Annotated in this window: 19 protein-coding genes and 1 pseudogene; 6 read left to right on the top strand and 14 right to left on the bottom strand. The window is 67.6% G+C overall.

All coding sequences use genetic code 11. The annotated features are described in order from the left end of the window. The 6 genes and pseudogenes from ASG37_RS17735 to gltX all read right to left on the bottom strand — a co-directional run. Positions 1 to 127: pseudogene (locus ASG37_RS17735) on the bottom strand (3,4-dihydroxy-2-butanone-4-phosphate synthase); the annotation flags it as partial. Beyond that, entirely contained in the window at positions 114 to 722 is a 609-nt protein-coding gene (locus tag ASG37_RS15650) for a riboflavin synthase (RefSeq protein ID WP_055762387.1), read from the bottom strand. The pseudogene ASG37_RS17735 and the gene ASG37_RS15650, both read right to left, overlap by 14 nt. Before the next feature lie 10 nt (positions 723 to 732). After that, a complete protein-coding gene (gene ribD, locus ASG37_RS15645) occupies positions 733 to 1680 on the bottom strand; it encodes a bifunctional diaminohydroxyphosphoribosylaminopyrimidine deaminase/5-amino-6-(5-phosphoribosylamino)uracil reductase RibD (RefSeq protein ID WP_055762384.1) in 948 nt (315 codons plus the stop codon). A 29-nt stretch (positions 1681 to 1709) separates the two neighbouring features. Beyond that, positions 1710 to 2057 (bottom strand): hypothetical protein, encoded by a 348-nt coding sequence (locus ASG37_RS15640; RefSeq protein WP_055762382.1) that lies wholly within the window; start codon positions 2055 to 2057, stop codon positions 1710 to 1712. Between the two features lie 67 nt (positions 2058 to 2124). Continuing rightward, positions 2125 to 2799, bottom strand: a complete 675-nt coding sequence (locus ASG37_RS15635) for a TonB family protein (protein ID WP_055762379.1) — start codon at positions 2797 to 2799, stop codon at positions 2125 to 2127. Positions 2800 to 2887: 88 nt separating this feature from the next. Further along, the gene (gene gltX / locus ASG37_RS15630; RefSeq protein ID WP_055762375.1) at positions 2888 to 4204 is read right to left on the bottom strand and encodes a glutamate--tRNA ligase; all 1317 of its coding nucleotides are present in this window, start codon (positions 4202 to 4204) and stop codon (positions 2888 to 2890) included. Between the two features lie 120 nt (positions 4205 to 4324). Between gltX and ASG37_RS15625 the strand changes: the two genes are divergently transcribed. After that, positions 4325 to 5260: a ribose-phosphate pyrophosphokinase gene (locus ASG37_RS15625; protein ID WP_055762372.1), complete on the top strand. Its 936-nt coding sequence runs from the start codon at positions 4325 to 4327 to the stop codon at positions 5258 to 5260. On the opposite strand, the gene ASG37_RS15620 is transcribed toward ASG37_RS15625, so the two are convergent. From ASG37_RS15620 to ASG37_RS15600, 5 genes are all read right to left on the bottom strand, one after another. After that, the gene (locus ASG37_RS15620) at positions 5257 to 6489 is read right to left on the bottom strand and encodes a DUF2254 domain-containing protein (protein WP_082448553.1); all 1233 of its coding nucleotides are present in this window, start codon (positions 6487 to 6489) and stop codon (positions 5257 to 5259) included. The genes ASG37_RS15625 and ASG37_RS15620 overlap by 4 nt on opposite strands. Positions 6490 to 6548: 59 nt before the next feature. Continuing rightward, the gene (locus ASG37_RS15615; protein WP_156349235.1) at positions 6549 to 7529 is read right to left on the bottom strand and encodes a hypothetical protein; all 981 of its coding nucleotides are present in this window, start codon (positions 7527 to 7529) and stop codon (positions 6549 to 6551) included. A gap of 335 nt (positions 7530 to 7864) precedes the next feature. Beyond that, positions 7865 to 8611 (bottom strand): sulfite exporter TauE/SafE family protein, encoded by a 747-nt coding sequence (locus ASG37_RS15610; RefSeq protein WP_055762366.1) that lies wholly within the window; start codon positions 8609 to 8611, stop codon positions 7865 to 7867. Further along, entirely contained in the window at positions 8608 to 9003 is a 396-nt protein-coding gene (locus ASG37_RS15605; RefSeq protein WP_055762363.1) for a hypothetical protein, read from the bottom strand. Before ASG37_RS15605 ends, ASG37_RS15610 begins: the two co-directional genes overlap by 4 nt. Beyond that, on the bottom strand, positions 9000 to 9524 hold the full coding sequence (locus ASG37_RS15600; protein WP_055762509.1) for a sterol desaturase family protein: 525 nt from the start codon (positions 9522 to 9524) through the stop codon (positions 9000 to 9002). Before ASG37_RS15600 ends, ASG37_RS15605 begins: the two co-directional genes overlap by 4 nt. A gap of 58 nt (positions 9525 to 9582) precedes the next feature. On the opposite strand from ASG37_RS15600, the gene ASG37_RS15595 reads away from it, so the two are divergent. The 4 genes from ASG37_RS15595 (at position 9583) to ASG37_RS15580 (ending at position 13098) form a co-directional block, all read left to right on the top strand. Next, positions 9583 to 9897: a hypothetical protein gene (locus tag ASG37_RS15595; protein ID WP_156349234.1), complete on the top strand. Its 315-nt coding sequence runs from the start codon at positions 9583 to 9585 to the stop codon at positions 9895 to 9897. Positions 9898 to 10018: 121 nt separating this feature from the next. After that, entirely contained in the window at positions 10019 to 11218 is a 1200-nt protein-coding gene (gene sucC / locus ASG37_RS15590; RefSeq protein ID WP_055762358.1) for an ADP-forming succinate--CoA ligase subunit beta, read from the top strand. 204 nt (positions 11219 to 11422) lie between these two features. Beyond that, complete coding sequence (locus tag ASG37_RS15585; protein WP_055762355.1) at positions 11423 to 12172, top strand: electron transfer flavoprotein subunit beta/FixA family protein; 750 nt, start codon at positions 11423 to 11425, stop codon at positions 12170 to 12172. Continuing rightward, entirely contained in the window at positions 12169 to 13098 is a 930-nt protein-coding gene (locus ASG37_RS15580; protein ID WP_055762351.1) for an electron transfer flavoprotein subunit alpha/FixB family protein, read from the top strand. The genes ASG37_RS15585 and ASG37_RS15580 overlap by 4 nt, the downstream gene beginning before the upstream one ends. Before the next feature lie 79 nt (positions 13099 to 13177). Here ASG37_RS15580 and ASG37_RS15575 read toward each other — a convergent pair whose 3' ends face one another. Continuing rightward, positions 13178 to 13693 (bottom strand): hypothetical protein, encoded by a 516-nt coding sequence (locus ASG37_RS15575; protein WP_055762348.1) that lies wholly within the window; start codon positions 13691 to 13693, stop codon positions 13178 to 13180. A gap of 99 nt (positions 13694 to 13792) precedes the next feature. On the opposite strand from ASG37_RS15575, the gene ASG37_RS15570 reads away from it, so the two are divergent. Next, complete coding sequence (locus ASG37_RS15570) at positions 13793 to 15064, top strand: dipeptidase (RefSeq protein WP_055762346.1); 1272 nt, start codon at positions 13793 to 13795, stop codon at positions 15062 to 15064. On the opposite strand, the gene dapD is transcribed toward ASG37_RS15570, so the two are convergent. Both dapD and ASG37_RS15560 read right to left on the bottom strand, forming a co-directional pair. Then, positions 15042 to 15860: a 2,3,4,5-tetrahydropyridine-2,6-dicarboxylate N-succinyltransferase gene (gene dapD / locus ASG37_RS15565; protein ID WP_055762343.1), complete on the bottom strand. Its 819-nt coding sequence runs from the start codon at positions 15858 to 15860 to the stop codon at positions 15042 to 15044. The two genes, ASG37_RS15570 and dapD, sit on opposite strands and share 23 nt — an antisense overlap. Next, positions 15857 to 16519, bottom strand: coding sequence for a pyrimidine 5'-nucleotidase (locus ASG37_RS15560; protein WP_055762341.1), 663 nt, complete (start codon positions 16517 to 16519; stop codon positions 15857 to 15859). Before ASG37_RS15560 ends, dapD begins: the two co-directional genes overlap by 4 nt. Positions 16520 to 16535: the final 16 nt, after the last annotated feature.

Genomic DNA, 16535 nt, shown 5'->3' with positions numbered 1-16535 from the left:
CGCCCTCGTTCTCGCGGTCCTCGTCATCCACCAGGATGAACATCCGCCCGTTGCGCGCCTCGTCGATGATCTCTTCGGGGCTGGAGAGAAAGGCGTGGGCGAGGCCCGACAGTTCAGCGTTGGCCACGGACTTGTTCCATTCGCATCAGATAACGGGCGAGGACGTCGATCTCGATATTAACCGTCTGGCCCGTGGCCAACGTACCGAGTGTCGTCACCGCCTGGGTGTGGGGAATCAGGTTCAGGGTAAAGCGGGCGTCGTCGGCCGCGTCCGCGACGGTGTTGACCGTCAGCGACACGCCGTCGACCGTCACCGACCCCTTGGCCGCGACGAACGGCGCCAGCGCACGGTCGACCGCGATCGTCACGCGGGTCGAATCGCCGTCCGGCGCGGTGTCGACCACCTGGCCGACGCCGTCGACATGGCCGGTGACGATATGCCCGCCCAGTTCGTCGCCCAGCCGCAACGCACGTTCGAGGTTGAGCGGGCGGCCCTCGCGCCACTGGTCGGACGCGGTGCGCGACACCGTCTCGCCCGACACGTCGACCGCGAACCAGCCCGGCCCCTTGTCCACGACCGTCAGGCAGACGCCCGAACAGGCGATCGACGCGCCCATGTCGATGGTTTGCGTGTCGTAGCTACAGGCAATGGTCGCGCGCAGGTCGCCCGCCCCGCCGATCGATTCGATGCGACCCACGTCGCTGACAATTCCGGTAAACACTCGGCGGCTCCTATCTGGCGCGCTCGTAGACTTCCAGCCGGTCGCTGCCAAGACTGCGGGCATCGTGCAACCGCCAGCGACCATGCGCTTGCGTCAGATCGGTGAGGCCGATGTCGGGCAGCGTCCGGCCATGCCCGATCAGGATCGGCGCACGGTACAGCAGCAGCCGGTCGACGACGTCGGCGCGCAGGAACGCCGCCGCCGTGGCCGCGCCGCCCTCCACCAGCACATGATCGCCGGGAAGCTCGCCCAGCGCCTCTACTCCGGGAAGCATCACGAACCCCGGCATCGCCGCGCAATCGGCCGACAGCACCACCCGCGCAGGGCTGTGGTCGCCCAGACCGGCCAGTCGCACGTTTAGTTTCGGCCGGTCGATCTCGGCGGTGCCGCGCCCGACGAGGATCGCCTCGTGCCGGCTGCGCTCCAAGTGGCCGTGCGCGCGGGCGACGGGGCCGGTGATCCACTGGCTGCGCCCGTCCGACAGCGACACCGCCCCGTCGAGCGACAGCGCCAGTTTCAGCGTCACGAACGGCCGGCCAAGCGCGCGCCGCGTCAGGAACCCGGCCATCGACCGCCGCGCATCCTCCGCTCCCGCTCCGACCACCACGTCGATGCCCGCCCCGCGCAACCGGGCAAGCCCCACGCCATCGGTGCGCGGATCGGGATCGGCGATCGCCACCACCACCCGCGCCACGCCGGCCGCGACCAGCAGGTCGGCGCAGGCCGGTCCGCGCGGCGAGACATGGGCGCAAGGCTCCAGCGTGACATAGGCGGTGCCGCCCCGCGCGCGCTCGCCCGCCTCAGCCAGCGCCATCGCCTCGGCATGCGGCCGCCCGCCCGGCTGCGTCCAGCCGCGCCCGGCGACCCGCCCCTCGGCATCGACCACGATGCAACCGACATTGGGATTGGGCGTAGTCCGCCCGCGCGTCCGCTGTCCGAGCGTCAACGCCGCCGCCATGTGGCGCGGATCGGCGGCGGGGGCGTGGGTCAGATGCCCCAGCTATTCAGCTTGTCGTCGATCCGCTTCCATTCGGCCTGACGCTTGGCACGATCGCGCAGGAACTCCTCGGTGGCGATGCGGTCCTTCTCCATGTCGATCTTCTGCTGGGCGATGATATCCGCATCGCTGCGGTTCGCCGGCCAGCTTTCGACGTAGATGATCTCTTTCTTGTACGGCCGCTCGAAATGCGAATCGTGAACGAAGCCCCAGCCGATCACCAGCACGATGCAGATCGACAGCAGCAGGAACCACCATTCATAGGGTTTGCGCGTACGGGCATAGTCCACGAAGTCGCGGATGGCATGCAGCGGCGAGAACAGGCGGAGCAGACTCATGACGCCGCCCAAGATAGGCGCGAGCGCCCCCGTCCGCCAGTGCGGAACGGGGGCGGGCGTTACATGCCTATTGATCCGTCATCGTAAACCGCACGGTCATCTCGCGCCAGCTTTCCACCGCCACGCCGTCGCGCGTCGCGGGACGGAAGCGCCATTTGGACAACGCGCGGCGCTTGGTCGCCTCGAAGAAGGCGTCGCTGGTGGCGCTGACCGGCTCTATCGCGGTGACGCGGCCGTTGCTGCCCACCAGCACGCGAACGACGACCACCCCGTCGCGGGCCTGATTGCGCTCGAACGCCGGATAGTCGGGCTGGAAATCGGCGCGGTAGCGTGGATCGACGCTGGCGGCGACCAGCACGGGAAGCGGCGAGGCGACCGTGACGCCGCCGGTGCCGCTGCCCGTGCCGCCGGGCGATGCCGTGACCGGCGACGGCGGCGCGATGGGCGGCAGGATGTCGGTGCTGGCGATCACCGGACCGGGCACCGGGAACGGCGCGGGCGGGTTGAACGGCAGCGGCGCCGGCGCGGGATCGGGCACGGCGGTCCGCGGCAACGGCTTGGGGGGATCGATCGGCGGGGGCGGCGGGTCGATGGGAATGTTGATCGTTGTCAGCGGCTCGTCCCCGCCGCGCAGGATGGTCGTCGTCGCCATCGTTGTCATCAGCGCCAGCAGTGCGCCGTTGATCGCTATCGCTATTCCCAGCCCGGTCGGACTGAGGCCACGTTGTCCCTGATATGCCATGCCCTCACGCTCCTCGATGCAACTCTCCCAGGCCAAATCGGCCGAGCTGCGAGGAGATACCTGTCGGGGACGGCTGTAAAGCTGACGCCTACGTCAACCGTGCGATCGCCGCCTCTCGCCCGATCAGCGGCAGCAGCGCGGCCATGTCCGGCCCATGCTCGCGCCCGGTCAGCGCGAGGCGCAGCGGCAGGAACAGCGCCTTGCCCTTGCGCCCCGTCTCCGCCTTCAACGCAGCCGTCAGTTCGGCCCATGGTGACTCCCACGCGATCGTCGCCGCAACGCGCGCGGCAGTGGCGAGGAACGCCGCATCCTCTTCGCCCAGCGCCGGCCGCGCGACCGGCCCGGTCACGACCCGCCACCAGTCGGCGGCATCGCTCACCCGTTCCAGATTGCCGCGCACCGCTGCCCATGCGTCCGCATCCATGCCCTCGGGCAGCAGGTCCGCGACGCGCCCGTACGGCAGTTGGTGGACGATCCGCGCGTTCACCTGCGCCAGTTCGCCCTCGTCGAACCGCGCCGGCGCGCGACCGAAGCGGGCGAAGTCGAACCCCTCGACCAGCGGCGCCGGATCGACGATCGGCTCCACCGGATCGCTGGTGCCGAGCCGTGCGAGCAGCGCGATGATCGCCTCGGGTTCGATGCCCTCGTTACGGAAATGATCGATCCCCAGCGATCCCAGCCGCTTCGACAGCTTGCCCTCGTTCCCCGTCAGCAACGCCTCGTGCGCGAACGCCGGCGGCGTCGCGCCCATCGCCTGAAACATCTGCATCTGCGTGGCGGTGTTCGACACATGATCCTCGCCGCGCACGACATGGGTGACGCCCATGTCGACATCGTCGATGACCGAGGGCAGCAGGTACAGCCACGATCCGTCGGCGCGGCGGATGACCGGATCGGACAGCAGCGCACCGTCGAAGCGCTGTGGCCCCCGGATCATGTCGTCCCACAGGATCGGTTCCGCCGCCAGCCGGAAGCGCCAGTGCGGTCGCCGCCCTTCCCCTTCCAGCCGTTCGCGATCCGCGTCGGTCAGGTTCAGTGCCGCCCGGTCGTACACCGGCGGCAGTCCCCGCCCGGCGAGGATCTTGCGGCGCAGGTCGAGTTCCTCGGGCGTTTCATATGCCGGATAGATGCGCCCGGCGGCGACCATGTCGGCGAACACCGCCTCGTACCGGTCGAACCGTGCCGACTGGCGTTCCTCGCCATCGGGGGTCAGCCCCAGCCACGCCAAGTCGGCGCGGATCGCCTCGACGAACCGCTCCTCGCTGCGTGCCTTGTCGGTATCGTCGATCCGCAGCAGGAACCGCCCGCCGTGCCGCTTCGCGAACATCCAGTTGTGGAGCGCGGTGCGAAGGTTGCCGACGTGCAGCGTGCCGGTCGGGCTGGGGGCGAAACGGGTGACGATCATGGCCGCCCTCTCGCCCATTTGGAGGATCGGCGCAAACACGGGCGTCACATGGGTTTCACATTTCGTTCATGCGCTCTATGGCGCGCCCATCTTCTCCACACACGGACCACGGGGCATTCCATGAAGCTGCTGGCGGGCAATTCCAACCTTCCCCTGTCGACCGCGATCGCGGACTATCTCGAAATCCCGCTGACCAAGGCGAGCGTCCGGCGCTTCGCCGACGAGGAAATCTTCGTCGAGGTGCTGGAGAATGTGCGCGGCGAGGACGTGTTCGTCATCCAGTCGACCAGCTATCCGGTCAACGACAATCTGATGGAGATGCTCATCATGATCGACGCGCTGAAACGCGCGTCGGCGAGGCGGATCACCGCCGTCATCCCCTATTTCGGCTATGCCCGGCAGGACCGCAAACCCGGCCCCCGCACGCCGATCTCGGCCAAGCTGGTGGCGAACATCGTGACCGAGGCGGGGGCCGACCGGGTGCTGTGCGTCGATCTCCATGCCGGGCAGATCCAAGGCTTCTTCGATATCCCGACCGACAATCTCTACGGCGCGCCGGTGATGTCCGAGGACATCAAGACCCGTTTCGGCGAGCATAACCTGATGGTCGTCTCGCCCGACGTCGGCGGCGTGGTCCGCGCGCGCAGCCTTGCCAAGCGGCTGCACAACGCCCCCCTCGCCATCGTCGACAAGCGCCGCGAACGGGCCGGCGAATCCGAGGTCATGAACATCATCGGCGATGTCGAGGGCCGCTTCTGCGTGCTGATCGACGATATTGTCGATTCGGCAGGCACGCTGTGCAACGCGGCGGCCGCACTGAAACAGGCCGGCGCGGTCGGCGTCGTCGCCTATTGCACGCACGGCGTGCTGTCGGGCGGCGCGGTCGCCCGGGTCGAGGCATCGGCGCTGGAAGAACTGGTCATCACCGATTCGATCGGCAACCACGACGTGATCGCGCAGGGGACCAAGATCCGCCACCTGACCATCGCCCCGCTGCTGGCCGAAGCGATCCGCCGCATCGCCGACGAATCGTCGGTGTCGAGCCTGTTCGACTAAACTCCCCCCAACGTCCGCGCCAGCGCCGCTTCGTCCTGCATTACTCGCCGGACATTGCGGCGCAGCTCCTCGGCAAGCGCATGGGTGGTCGCCCCGGCATGGGGCAGCGCCTTGCCGAGCGCGGCGAGGATTTTCAACACACGCTGCGCCACCTCTTCCTCGCCGGCACCTTCGCGTATGATCGATACGAACCCGTCGCGGATCATCTCGTCGATGCCGGGACGCGGCAGATACACCGGCGGCAATTCGGCATCGGGCGGCGGCGCTTCGGCGGGCAACAGCGACAAGGTGCGGAACAGCGCGTTCACCACTTCGATCGCGGTGCCCGGATCGTTCGTCGCCGGGGCAAGCGCCCGCCCGGCGATCTCGCCCAGCGCGATCAGCCCCAGCCGGGGATCGTGATCGAAGCGCCGGTGCCGCTCGACCATGAACGCCTTCACCAGCGCCCGCTCGGCCGCCTCGTCGACGTCCTTGCCGACGATCCGCAGCAACGGCCGGTCGCTATGCACCAGCGTTCCCGGCAGCGCTTCGACATGGATCGCGATGCCGTGTTCGCGGGCGATCGCGATCAGGTCCGCCATGTCGATATGGGTGACATAGCCGATCCGGTCCGCCGTCACCGTCCGCGCGCCCGGGGGTAGCGCGATCGCAGGGCGACCGCCGCCGTACGGGTCCCTGGCGAACGCGGCCATCGCCGAACCTGCCGCATCCTCGACCCGGTCGATCACGTCCGCCATCCGCCCGAACGCGGCGAGGTGCGCGATCCAGCGCAGCAGCGTGACGACGACCAGCACGATCAGCAGGATGGTCGCCAGCAACAGCACCACCCGCCCCTGCCCGCCGTACAGCCGGGTCTGCAACCCGATGATTCCCACCACCGCAAAGACGAACGCGCCGAGGAACGTCGACAGCGCGTTCTGCGACGTTCGGTCGGAGATCATCAACTGCGTCGCGCGTGGCGTGGCGAGTTGCGTCGCGGACGAATAGGCGCTGACCATCGCCGTCAACGAAAAGGTCGTCACCGCCAGCATCGACGATGCGATGATCCCCAGCACCGTGCCGACGGCGTCCTGACCGATGTCGCCGGTGAAATGATAGGGCAGCCACCGCGCGATGATCCCGGCGAACCCGGCCACCACCACGCTCGCCACGCTGATGAGCGCGGCGCGGAACCAGATCTGCCGTCCGGCATGCCGGGCCAGCCAGGCGATACGCGAAACCGATACCATATTGCCCCCTTCTTCCCGCGAACGCACGGACGAAGCAGATCGGTGCGCGGCCCAGGCGATTATTGCGCGGGCGATTTCGCCGCCGGCGCGACATCGATGACACCCAACCGGTAGCGCCCCGGCGGCAGCAGCAGCGCGACGTCCTCGCCCGGCCGGATCGCCACCCGGTCCATCGGCACCGCGCCTCGGGGTTCGCCCTCGACCCGCGCCTCGACGATCCGCCAGCCCTTCATCGGGCGCAGCGCCCGGGGGATCGCCACGGCGCGGTCGCCCGCCGCCAGCCGCCATGCGGGCCGGCGGCGCACGAACCGCGCCGTCGGATGGTCGACGACCAGGTCGAACATGCCCGCCGGCTCCTTTGCGGGCAGCACCGCCAGTCGCGTCGTTGCCCCGCCACCCCGGCACGTCGTCTGCGAAACGGTCAGCGGATCGATCCCGGTCATCGCCTTCAACCGCGCCGCCATCCACCGCTGTCCGTTGGTATGCGGCACCTCACCAGCATGCGAATAGCCGACATGCACCAGCACCCGCGCCTGCGGGTTCTCGCGCAGATAGGCGGCCAGCGTCTGCGCCTGCTCCTCCTCACGCTTGGCGATACGCTGTTCCCATGGCGCGTTGGCCTCACCCGGATCGTGGCGCGCCTCATAGGGCAGCAACCGATAGCCGAGGGCCTTTGCCTGCCGCCCCAGCCGGCCAAACCCGGCCTCGGACAGATAATAGCCGTCGTCGTCCTCGAGGAATGGTTGCTCCGGCCGCTGCCGGAACGGCGGCAGGAACCGCCCGGTCACGTTGTCCGGCGGGTTTGACAGCGCCTCCATCGCCAGCACGTCATAGCCGAGCGGACTCAGGGCCTTTGCCACCCGCGCGGTGAAGCCGCGATGTTCGGAGCGTTCATGACTCTCGTTGACGATCACGATGCGTGTCGCGCGTGCCCGCTCGGCGATCACCGTCATCGGGTCGCCCACGTCCGGCAGCGGCGCACATTTCATCGCCGCATAGTCGCTGCTGGTCGGCGCGATCAGGTCTTCGCGGCCGAACATGCTCAGCGTCTGGGTGTCTGCGTCATCCGCCAGCGGTCGCCACGGATCAATCTCGCCGAGCGACCTTATCTTGTGGGACGCCGTCTCCGCCGACGCGGTCGTTGTCACCGGCGGCAGCAACGTCACCCGCCCCCCGCCGGCACAGCCGCCGAACAAACTAGGGCAGGAATGCAACGCCTATCAACCGGCGGGAAGCGATATGACGCATGGCAGGACGGTAGATCGGGAATTTCCAGCATGCCATAATCATCGACCGGATCAGTTGCGGCACATCGCCGAACGACTTTCCTCTCGGCGAAAAACCGATGCGTCCCGTCGCACCCGGCACGGGTGGGTCACACCACCCCGTCCCACAACAACTTCACCCCTACCGCGATCATCAGCCAGTAGATCACCCGGTAGAACCGCTCGGCCGACACCCGCCGTACCAGCCACACGCCGACGAAGGTCGTCGCGATCGCCACCGGCAGCAATGCGGCCGAGGTCAGCAGATTGGTCCGCGTGAACTGCCCCAGCGCCAGATAGGCGGGCACCTTCAACCAGTTGACCGCGCAGAAGAAGATCGCGGTCGTCCCCACCAGCACGTCGCGCGGCAGGCGGCGGGGCAAGACCCAGAGCTGGAACGGTGGCTGCCCGGCATGGGCGATCTGGCTGGTGATGCCCGACAGCACCCCGAACAGGCTGCCGACCCAGCCGGGCGAGGCGGAGGCGACCGGTACGCCGTGCCGCTCGGTCCACAGCCGCCAGCCGCCGAACAGGATCGAGATGCTCCCCACCGCCGCCAGCACCGCCGAAGGTTGCACCATGGTCGCAAAGCCATAGCCCAGCGCGATTCCCACCGCCGCGCCGGGCAGCATCCACAACAGGACATGCGCGTCGAACGTCCGACGGAACGCCCATACCCCCACCACATCCTGCACGATCAGGATCGGCAACAGGATCGCGGCGGCCTGTACCGGATCGATCGCCAGCGCCAGCATCGGCATGGCGAGCGAACCGACTCCGGCGAACCCGCCCTTGGCCAGCCCCTGCGAGGCGACGGCGGGGATCGCCAGCGCATAGAACCATGGATCGACGATCAACGGACCGCGTCGCCCCGCATCTGCGCGATACGGAACAGCGCCAGCACGCCGACCGCCATCACCGCGACCAGCGCCAATACCGCATAGGTCAGCGCCGCCAGCCAACCGGCGATGTCGTGCAACGCATCGGCCTGAACCCGGGCGGTACGTTGCTCGGGGGTCAACTCGCGCGGCGCACCGGTGGTGAACGGGGCGGGAGTGTCAGCTTCGGGTGCAGCGGCGCGTGAGTCGACCGCCTGCGGGCCATCGCTGCGGCTTGCCTGCCCGCCCCCATCGGCCATGCCGCCAGGCGTGTTGGTCGACATGGTGGCGACCGCGCCGACCATCGCCAGTGTAGCGAACACCGCCAGCAGCCACGACAGTGCGCGTGCCTGCCACCCCCCGGGCGTCACGGATGCTCGACCGGATCGCGGGTGACGGCGGTCGGCGCGCGCACCCCGGCGTTTCCGCGCGCCTTCAACGTCGCCTTGAGGTCCTCAGGCTTCGGGGCCCACAGGAAACCGAAGCTGACCGTGCCGTGCTTCGTTTCGACGACATGGTGCAGCCGGTGCGCGGAGATGATCCGCTTCATATAGGACGACCTGGGCAGATAACGATGGCTGAGCCGGCGGTGGACGATCACGTCATGGAACCCGAAATAGATCGCCCCATAGGCGGCGATCCCCGCGCCGATCCAGATCGTGCCCGGCCACCAGCCCCATTGCACCCCGCCCAGCAATAGCACGATCGACGGCACCGCGAAGATCGCGGCGTACAGGTCGTTCCACTCCCAGTTACCATGGCGGGGCGCATGGTGGCTGGCGTGAAGGAACCAGCCCGGCCCGTGCATCAGCCAGCGGTGCGCGACATAGGCGAACCCTTCCATGAAGATCACGGTCGCGACGAAGATCAGGATACCGATTGCCCAGTGCATGGCGGCGATATAGCCTCGCCCCATGAAAAGCGCGAGGGTGACAGCGACCTTGTTCGCGATGGCTTTGCTGGCTGGGTGTCAGCCGACCGACGAACAGAAGTTGCAGTCGTGGCTGTTGCACAGCCTGCCCGAGCGCTTCGCCAACTGCATCGCCGAACGCACCTATGATGCGCTGACTCCGGTGGAAGAAAAGGCGTTCCGCGACGCGGTGGTTGTCAGACTTCGGGCATCGCCCGACGGCTATGCCGCCGACCGTCCGCGGACGCTCGCCGAAGCGCAGGCAGCGATCGCACGCGATCTTCCCGCCAATGTGGCGCAACGGGTCCGCGCCACCACCGCCCGTTGCCGCGTCCACAACTGGCGTCTCGGTTAAAGCATTTGCGACGCAATTGCATTAATGCGCTTTCGGACTGGATTCGCCTGCGCGCATGTGCTTTACGCGCGTCAACTTCGCAAACTTGCGTACAACCACCCGAGAGGCGGAAGGCAACGTCATGAACATTCACGAATATCAGGCCAAGGAACTGCTGGCGAAGTTCGGCGTGCCGGTCCCGCAGGGGTTCGCCGCGCTCACCGTCGACGAAGCCGTCGAGGCCGCCGGCAAGCTCCCCGGGCCGCTGTATGTCGTCAAGTCGCAGATTCACGCCGGCGGGCGCGGCAAGGGCAAGTTCAAGGAACTGGCCCCCGACGCCAAGGGCGGTGTCCGTCTCGCGTGGAACCTCGACGAAGTCCGCGCGCACGCCACCGACATGCTCGGCAACACGCTGGTCACGATCCAGACCGGCGACGCCGGCAAGCAGGTCAACCGCCTGTACGTGACCGACGGCGCGAACATCGCGCAGGAATTCTACCTCGCGCTGCTCGTCAACCGTGCGACCGGCCGCGTCTCGATGGTCGCCTCGACCGAAGGCGGCATGGACATCGAAACCGTGGCGCATGACACGCCCGAGAAGATCCATTCGATCGACATTGATCCGGCGACCGGGTTCCAGCCGCACCACGGCCGCGCCGTCGCCGCCGCGCTCGAACTGAAGGGCGACCTTGCCAAGCAGGCCGCCAGCGTCGCGTCGAAGCTGTACGATGCGTTCCTCGGCACCGATGCCGAGCAGATCGAGATCAACCCGCTGGCCGTCACCGAGGAAGGCCAGTTGGTCGTGCTCGACGCCAAGGTCGCCTTCGACGGCAACGCCATGTTCCGTCACAAGGACCTGATGGAACTGCGCGACACGACCGAAGAGGATGCGATGGAGCTGGAGGCGTCGAAATACGACCTCGCCTACATCAAGCTCGACGGCGACATCGGCTGCATGGTCAACGGCGCCGGCCTTGCCATGGCGACGATGGACATCATCAAGCTGAACGGCATGTTCCCGGCCAACTTCCTCGACGTGGGCGGCGGCGCCAACAAGGAGAAAGTGACGGCGGCGTTCAAGATCATTCTCGCCGATCCGGCGGTGAAGGGCATCCTCGTCAACATCTTCGGCGGCATCATGAAGTGCGACATCATCGCCGAGGGCATCGTCGCCGCCGCGAAGGAAGTGAATTTGTCGGTGCCGCTGGTCGTCCGCCTGGAAGGGACCAACGTGCAGGCCGGCAAGGACATCCTCGCCAATTCGGGTCTGGCGATCGTTCCGGCCAACGACCTTGGCGACGCCGCCAAGAAGATCGTGGCGGAAGTGCAGAAGGCGGCCTGATCGCCTTCGCGCGCAAGCGAACCGAAAGGGGTCCGGGCGGAAACGTCCGGGCCCTTTTTCGTTGGGTGGCAAGGTGATTCGGTCTAGGGTCGCCGCCTGTCGCACCCGCGACCCGGCCTTTCCGTACCGGACTTGCGAAAACCACGCAGTACCGCCACAGAAACCGCCGACGTCGCCGTGCAAGAATTTTGAGAGGGAGTGCCCATGAAGGTGCTGGTGCCGGTCAAGCGCGTGCTTGACTATAATGTGAAGCCCCGCGTGAAGGCCGACGGAAGCGGGGTCGACCTCGCCAACGTCAAGATGAGCATGAACCCGTTCGACGAGATCGCGGTTGAGGAAGCGATCCGCCTGAAGGAAAAGGGCGTGGCGACCGAGATCGTCGTCGTCTCGATCGGCGAGCAGAAGTCGCAGGACACGCTGCGCACCGCGCTGGCGATGGGTGCCGACCGCGCGATCCTCATCACCAGCGAGACGAAAGTCGAACCGCTGGGCGTCGCCAAGCTGCTGAAGGCGGTGGTCGACGAGGAGCAGCCGGGTCTGGTGATTCTCGGCAAACAAGCGATCGACGACGATAACAACCAGACCGGGCAGATGTTGGCGGCGCTCACTGGCTATGCCCAGGGGACCTTCGCCAGCAAAGTCGAGGTGTCGGGCGACAGCGTGAACGTTACCCGCGAAGTGGACGGCGGGCTGGAGACGGTCGCGCTCACGCTGCCGGCGATCGTCACCACCGACCTGCGCCTCAACGAGCCGCGCTATGCCTCGCTGCCCAACATCATGAAGGCCAAGTCCAAGCCGTTGGCGGCCAAGACCGCCGCCGATTACGGCGTCGACGTGACCCCGCGGCTGACGACGGTGAAGGTCGAGGAACCGGCCAAGCGGCAGGCGGGCGTCAAGGTCGCCGATGCCGACGAACTGGTAGCCAAGCTCAAGACGCTGGGAGTGGTCGCATGAAGACGCTGGTTTGGGTCGAACACGACGGTTCGGTCGTCAAGGACGCCACCTTCGCCGCCGTTACCGCCGCCGCGAAGCTGGGCGACGTCGATCTGCTGGTCGCGGGTCAGGGGGTCGACAGCGTCGCGCAGGCCGCAGCGCAGATCGCCGGTGTCGCCCGGGTGCTGGTTGCCGACGATGCCGCCTTCGCCCACAATCTGGCTGAGAACGTCGCGCCGCTGGTCGTCGAGCTGATGGGCAGCCACGACGCCTTCGTCACGGCGGCGACCACCACCGGCAAGAACATCGCGCCGCGCGTTGCCGCGTTGCTCGACGTGATGCAGATCAGCGAAATCCTGTCGGTCGAGGGACCGGACAGCTTCACCCGCCCGATCTATGCCGGCAACGCGATCGCGACGGTCAGGACCAGCGATCCCAAGCTGGTGCTGACGGTGCGCGGCACGGCGTTCGACAAGGCGGAAGCGACCGGCGGATCGGCCAGCGTCGAGGCCGTCGGCTCGACCGGGGACAAGGGCGTGTCGAGCTTCGTCGGTTCGGAGATTGCGGCATCGGAACGGCCCGAGCTGACCAGCGCCAAGATCATCGTCTCGGGCGGTCGCGCGCTCGGATCGGAAGAGCAGTTCCATGCACTGATCGATCCGCTGGCCGACAAGCTGAACGCGGCGGTCGGTGCCAGCCGCGCGGCGGTGGATGCGGGCTATGCGCCCAACGACTATCAGGTCGGCCAGACCGGCAAGATCGTCGCCCCCGAAGTCTATATCGCGGTCGGCATCTCGGGCGCGATCCAGCATCTGGCGGGGATGAAGGACAGCAAGGTCATCGTCGCGATCAACAAGGACGAGGATGCGCCGATCTTCCAGGTCGCCGATGTCGGGCTGGTGGGCGACCTGTTCACGCTGGTGCCGGAGATCACCGCGAAGTTGTAAGGCACGTAGCGGAGCTACGCGCCGGTGCGCGACGGTGAAGCCGTAGCGCATACAACGGCGACGGCCGACGACGCGGGATTTACTCCCGCGTCGTCCCTCCCGGAACCGCCACCGGCAAAGGCACCGCCGGATCGAGCGGGATCGCCACCCGCTTGGCACGTTCGGCCTTCGACGGGCCGCGCTTCGCGCCACGCATGACATCGCCGATCAACTTGCCGACGTCCTTGTATTCGCCCGGCTCCTCGCAGCAGCTATTCGGATCGATCAGCTTGCCCAGCGCGCGGACGAGGAACACGCCGCCGCCGATCATGTCGACGCCGGTGGTGCAGCCCTGCGACAAGGTGGCGCAGGGCGGTGCGGCGGCGGCCATCGCTCCGGCACCATCGGTATAGGGGTTCGACGCGAGCGGCCGGTCGGGCGGCGTACGTTCGGCGGGAATCGGAATACGCGGATCGCGTGCCTGTTCGCCGCACACCAGAATTTCGTCGTCCTGCGAATGGCGCCGCTGCGATGCACAGGGATCGACGAGGATCGAGAACCGTTCGGGCGGCGGGACGGCGGTCTGGCCAAGGGCGATCAACAGCAGCGCAAACATCGAACGGCCTCCCCAACAGGGTTTCCGTGACCAAAGCACGGCGTACCACCTGGGGTAAAGCGCTTGTCGTGCCGCATGGCCGCACGGTAGCCTGACGCCATGATGTTCGCTCCCCTGCTGCTGCTGGCTGTGCAAGCCACCGCCCCGACCCCTGCCGATGTGGCGCGAGCCGAACGGGTACTGGCGCGACACCCGATCATCGACGGGCACAACGACCTGCCGTGGGAATTGCGTGACGGACATGGCGCGGCTGTTGAATCGGTCGACCTGACCGCCGATACAAGCCGGATCGATCCCCCGCTCCAGACCGATCTCGCCCGGCTCGCCCGGGGCCATGTCGGCGGGCAATTCTGGTCGGTGTGGATTCCGGCGACGACCACCGGACCGCAGGCGGTGGAAACGACGATCGAGCAGATCGACATCGTCCGGCGGATGATCGCCGCGAACCCGACCCGGATGGCGCTGGCGACGGATGCCGCCGACATGGCGCGAATCGCCCGGAGCGGCCGGATCGCGTCGCTGATCGGCGTGGAGGGCGGGCACCAGATCGACGGGCGGCTGTCGGTGCTGCGGCAATATCGCGTGCTGGGCGTGCGCTACATGACGCTGACGCACGGCAAGAGCGTCGGCTGGGCCGACAGTTCGACCGACGCCCCACAGGCGAACGGGCTGACCGGATTCGGTCGACAGGTGGTGGCGGAGATGAACCGGCTGGGGATGCTGGTCGATGTCGCGCATGTGTCCGACGCGACGATGGCGGCGGTGCTGGCGGTGAGCAAGGCGCCGGTGATCGCGTCGCACTCCAACGCGCGCGCATTGGCCGACCGGCCGCGCAATATTCCCGACGCGCTGCTCGCCGCGATCGGGCGGAACGGCGGCGTGGTGATGGTCAACGCCTATCCGGCTTTCCTGTCGGCGCAGTGGAACGCATGGGACAATGCCCGCAGCGCCTATGCCAAGACGCAGGGGCTGCCGACCAACCGCTATGGCGCGCGGGCACCGGCTGCCCTCACGGCATGGGAAGCCGCCAATCCCGCGCCACGCGTGACGGCGGCGACGATGGCCGACCATGTCGAGCATATCGCCCGGATCGCGGGCCGGGCGCATGTCGGCATCGGCGGCGACTATGACGGCATTTCGGGCACCGGTCCCGAAGGGATGCAGGGGGTCGACGGCTATCCGCTGCTGTTCGCCGAACTGGCACGGCGCGGCTGGAGCAATGCCGATCTCGCCGCGCTGGCGCAGGGCAATGTGCTGCGCGTGCTGGCGCGGGCGGAGGCGGTGGCGAAGTCGCTGGCGACCGAGAAGCCGGTCGATGCGACGTGGTCCCCCGCCCCCGCCGCCCCGGTCAATCCCGCAACAGGTCGTTGATGCTGGTCTTGGACCGGGTCTGCGCATCGACCCGCTTGACGATCACCGCGCAGTAGAGCGCGGGCTTGCCGTCGCCGCCACCGATCGATCCGGGCACAACCACCGCATAGGGCGGCACTTCGCCACGAAACACTTCGCCGGTCGCGCGATCGATGATCTTGGTCGAGGCACCCAGATAGACCCCCATCGACAGGACCGCGCCCTCGCCCACCCGGACGCCTTCAGCCACTTCGGCGCGGGCACCGATGAACGCACCGTCGCCAATGATGACCGGATCGGCCTGCAACGGTTCGAGCACGCCGCCGATGCCGGCACCGCCCGACAGATGAACGTTCTTGCCGATCTGCGCGCACGACCCGACCGTCGCCCAGGTATCGACCATCGTGCCTTCACCGACATAGGCGCCGATGTTGACGAAGCTCGGCATCAGGATCGCACCCTTGCCGACGAACGCGCCGCGCCGCACGATGCTGCCCGGCACCGCGCGGAAGCCCGCCTCGCGGAAACGATGCTCGCCCCAGCCGGTGAACTTGCTCGGCACCTTGTCGAACCAGTTGGTGCCGCCGGGGCCGTCCATGATCTGGTTGTCGTTCAGCCGGAACGAGAGCAGCACCGCCTTCTTGAGCCACTGGTTGACCTGCCAGCCGCCCTCGACCGGTTCGGCGACGCGCGCCTCGCCCGAATCGAGCAGCGCCAGCGCCGCGTCGACCGCCTCGCGCACCTCGCCCTGCGTATGGACGGTCAAGTCGGCGCGGGCGTCCCACGCGGCATCGATCTGGGCGGCAAGGTCGGTCATGATTCCTCCACGAAGCGTAGCCACGCGACGAGATCGTGCGTGGTGTAATCGATATGGTCGTAGGCCTCGACCGGCCCCTGTTCGGAACCGTTGTCGACCCACAAGGTCGTCATCCCCGCCGCCTTGGCCGGCACGAGGTTGCGCGCCATGTCCTCGGCGAACAGCGCCTGGGCGGGGTCGATCTCCCATGCGGCGCACAGCCCTTCATAGGCGCGGACATGCGGCTTGGGGTGATAGGCGGTGGCATGAATGTCGTGGATGCCGGCGAAACTGTCCGACAGGCCGAGCTTGTCGAGCACCCGGCCAGCATAGTCGATGTCGCCGTTGGTGAAGATCAGCTTGCGCCCCGGTAGCCCGGCCAGCAGGCGCGGCAGATCGGGGTCGGGCACCAGCGGCGACAGATCGATGTCATGCACGAAGTTCAGAAAGTGGTGCGGATCGACCTGATGCTCGGTCATCAACCCCGACAGGCTGGTGCCGTGGGCATGGAAGTGCATCTTCTGGACCCGGCGCGCTTCCTGCGGGTCGCAGTCGAGCAGGTCGCAGATATACTGCCCCATGCGTGCCTCGATCTCGGCGAACAGGTTGCACGACGCCGGATACAGCGTGTTGTCGAGGTCGAAAATCCAGTCACGGACATGGGCGAGCGCGGGCAGCATCGGACGCGGGCCTTAG

Source organism: Sphingomonas sp. Leaf407 (assembly GCF_001425385.1).
Lineage (GTDB): Bacteria > Pseudomonadota > Alphaproteobacteria > Sphingomonadales > Sphingomonadaceae > Sphingomonas.
Note: the sequence above shows the minus strand (reverse complement) of the source record. Positions and strands in the feature narration are given on the sequence as shown.

What these genes read in the sequence shown, in the direction of transcription:
- dapD (WP_055762343.1), bottom strand. Translation starts at nt 15,860, where the DNA reads ATGACCGACCTTGCCGCCCAGATCGATGCCGCGTGGGACGCCCGCGCC.
- ASG37_RS15615 (WP_156349235.1), bottom strand. Translation starts at nt 7,529, where the DNA reads ATGTTCGGCCGCGAAGACCTGATCGCGCCGACCAGCAGCGACTATGCG.
- ASG37_RS15585 (WP_055762355.1), top strand. Translation starts at nt 11,423, where the DNA reads ATGAAGGTGCTGGTGCCGGTCAAGCGCGTGCTTGACTATAATGTGAAG.
- ribD (WP_055762384.1), bottom strand. Translation starts at nt 1,680, where the DNA reads ATGGCGGCGGCGTTGACGCTCGGACAGCGGACGCGCGGGCGGACTACG.
- ASG37_RS15595 (WP_156349234.1), top strand. Translation starts at nt 9,583, where the DNA reads ATGGCTTTGCTGGCTGGGTGTCAGCCGACCGACGAACAGAAGTTGCAG.
- ASG37_RS15580 (WP_055762351.1), top strand. Translation starts at nt 12,169, where the DNA reads ATGAAGACGCTGGTTTGGGTCGAACACGACGGTTCGGTCGTCAAGGAC.
- sucC (WP_055762358.1), top strand. Translation starts at nt 10,019, where the DNA reads ATGAACATTCACGAATATCAGGCCAAGGAACTGCTGGCGAAGTTCGGC.
- ASG37_RS15575 (WP_055762348.1), bottom strand. Translation starts at nt 13,693, where the DNA reads ATGTTTGCGCTGCTGTTGATCGCCCTTGGCCAGACCGCCGTCCCGCCG.
- ASG37_RS15625 (WP_055762372.1), top strand. Translation starts at nt 4,325, where the DNA reads ATGAAGCTGCTGGCGGGCAATTCCAACCTTCCCCTGTCGACCGCGATC.
- ASG37_RS15620 (WP_082448553.1), bottom strand. Translation starts at nt 6,489, where the DNA reads ATGGTATCGGTTTCGCGTATCGCCTGGCTGGCCCGGCATGCCGGACGG.
- ASG37_RS15640 (WP_055762382.1), bottom strand. Translation starts at nt 2,057, where the DNA reads ATGAGTCTGCTCCGCCTGTTCTCGCCGCTGCATGCCATCCGCGACTTC.
- ASG37_RS15570 (WP_055762346.1), top strand. Translation starts at nt 13,793, where the DNA reads ATGATGTTCGCTCCCCTGCTGCTGCTGGCTGTGCAAGCCACCGCCCCG.
- ASG37_RS15635 (WP_055762379.1), bottom strand. Translation starts at nt 2,799, where the DNA reads ATGGCATATCAGGGACAACGTGGCCTCAGTCCGACCGGGCTGGGAATA.
- ASG37_RS15560 (WP_055762341.1), bottom strand. Translation starts at nt 16,519, where the DNA reads ATGCTGCCCGCGCTCGCCCATGTCCGTGACTGGATTTTCGACCTCGAC.
- ASG37_RS15600 (WP_055762509.1), bottom strand. Translation starts at nt 9,524, where the DNA reads ATGCACTGGGCAATCGGTATCCTGATCTTCGTCGCGACCGTGATCTTC.
- gltX (WP_055762375.1), bottom strand. Translation starts at nt 4,204, where the DNA reads ATGATCGTCACCCGTTTCGCCCCCAGCCCGACCGGCACGCTGCACGTC.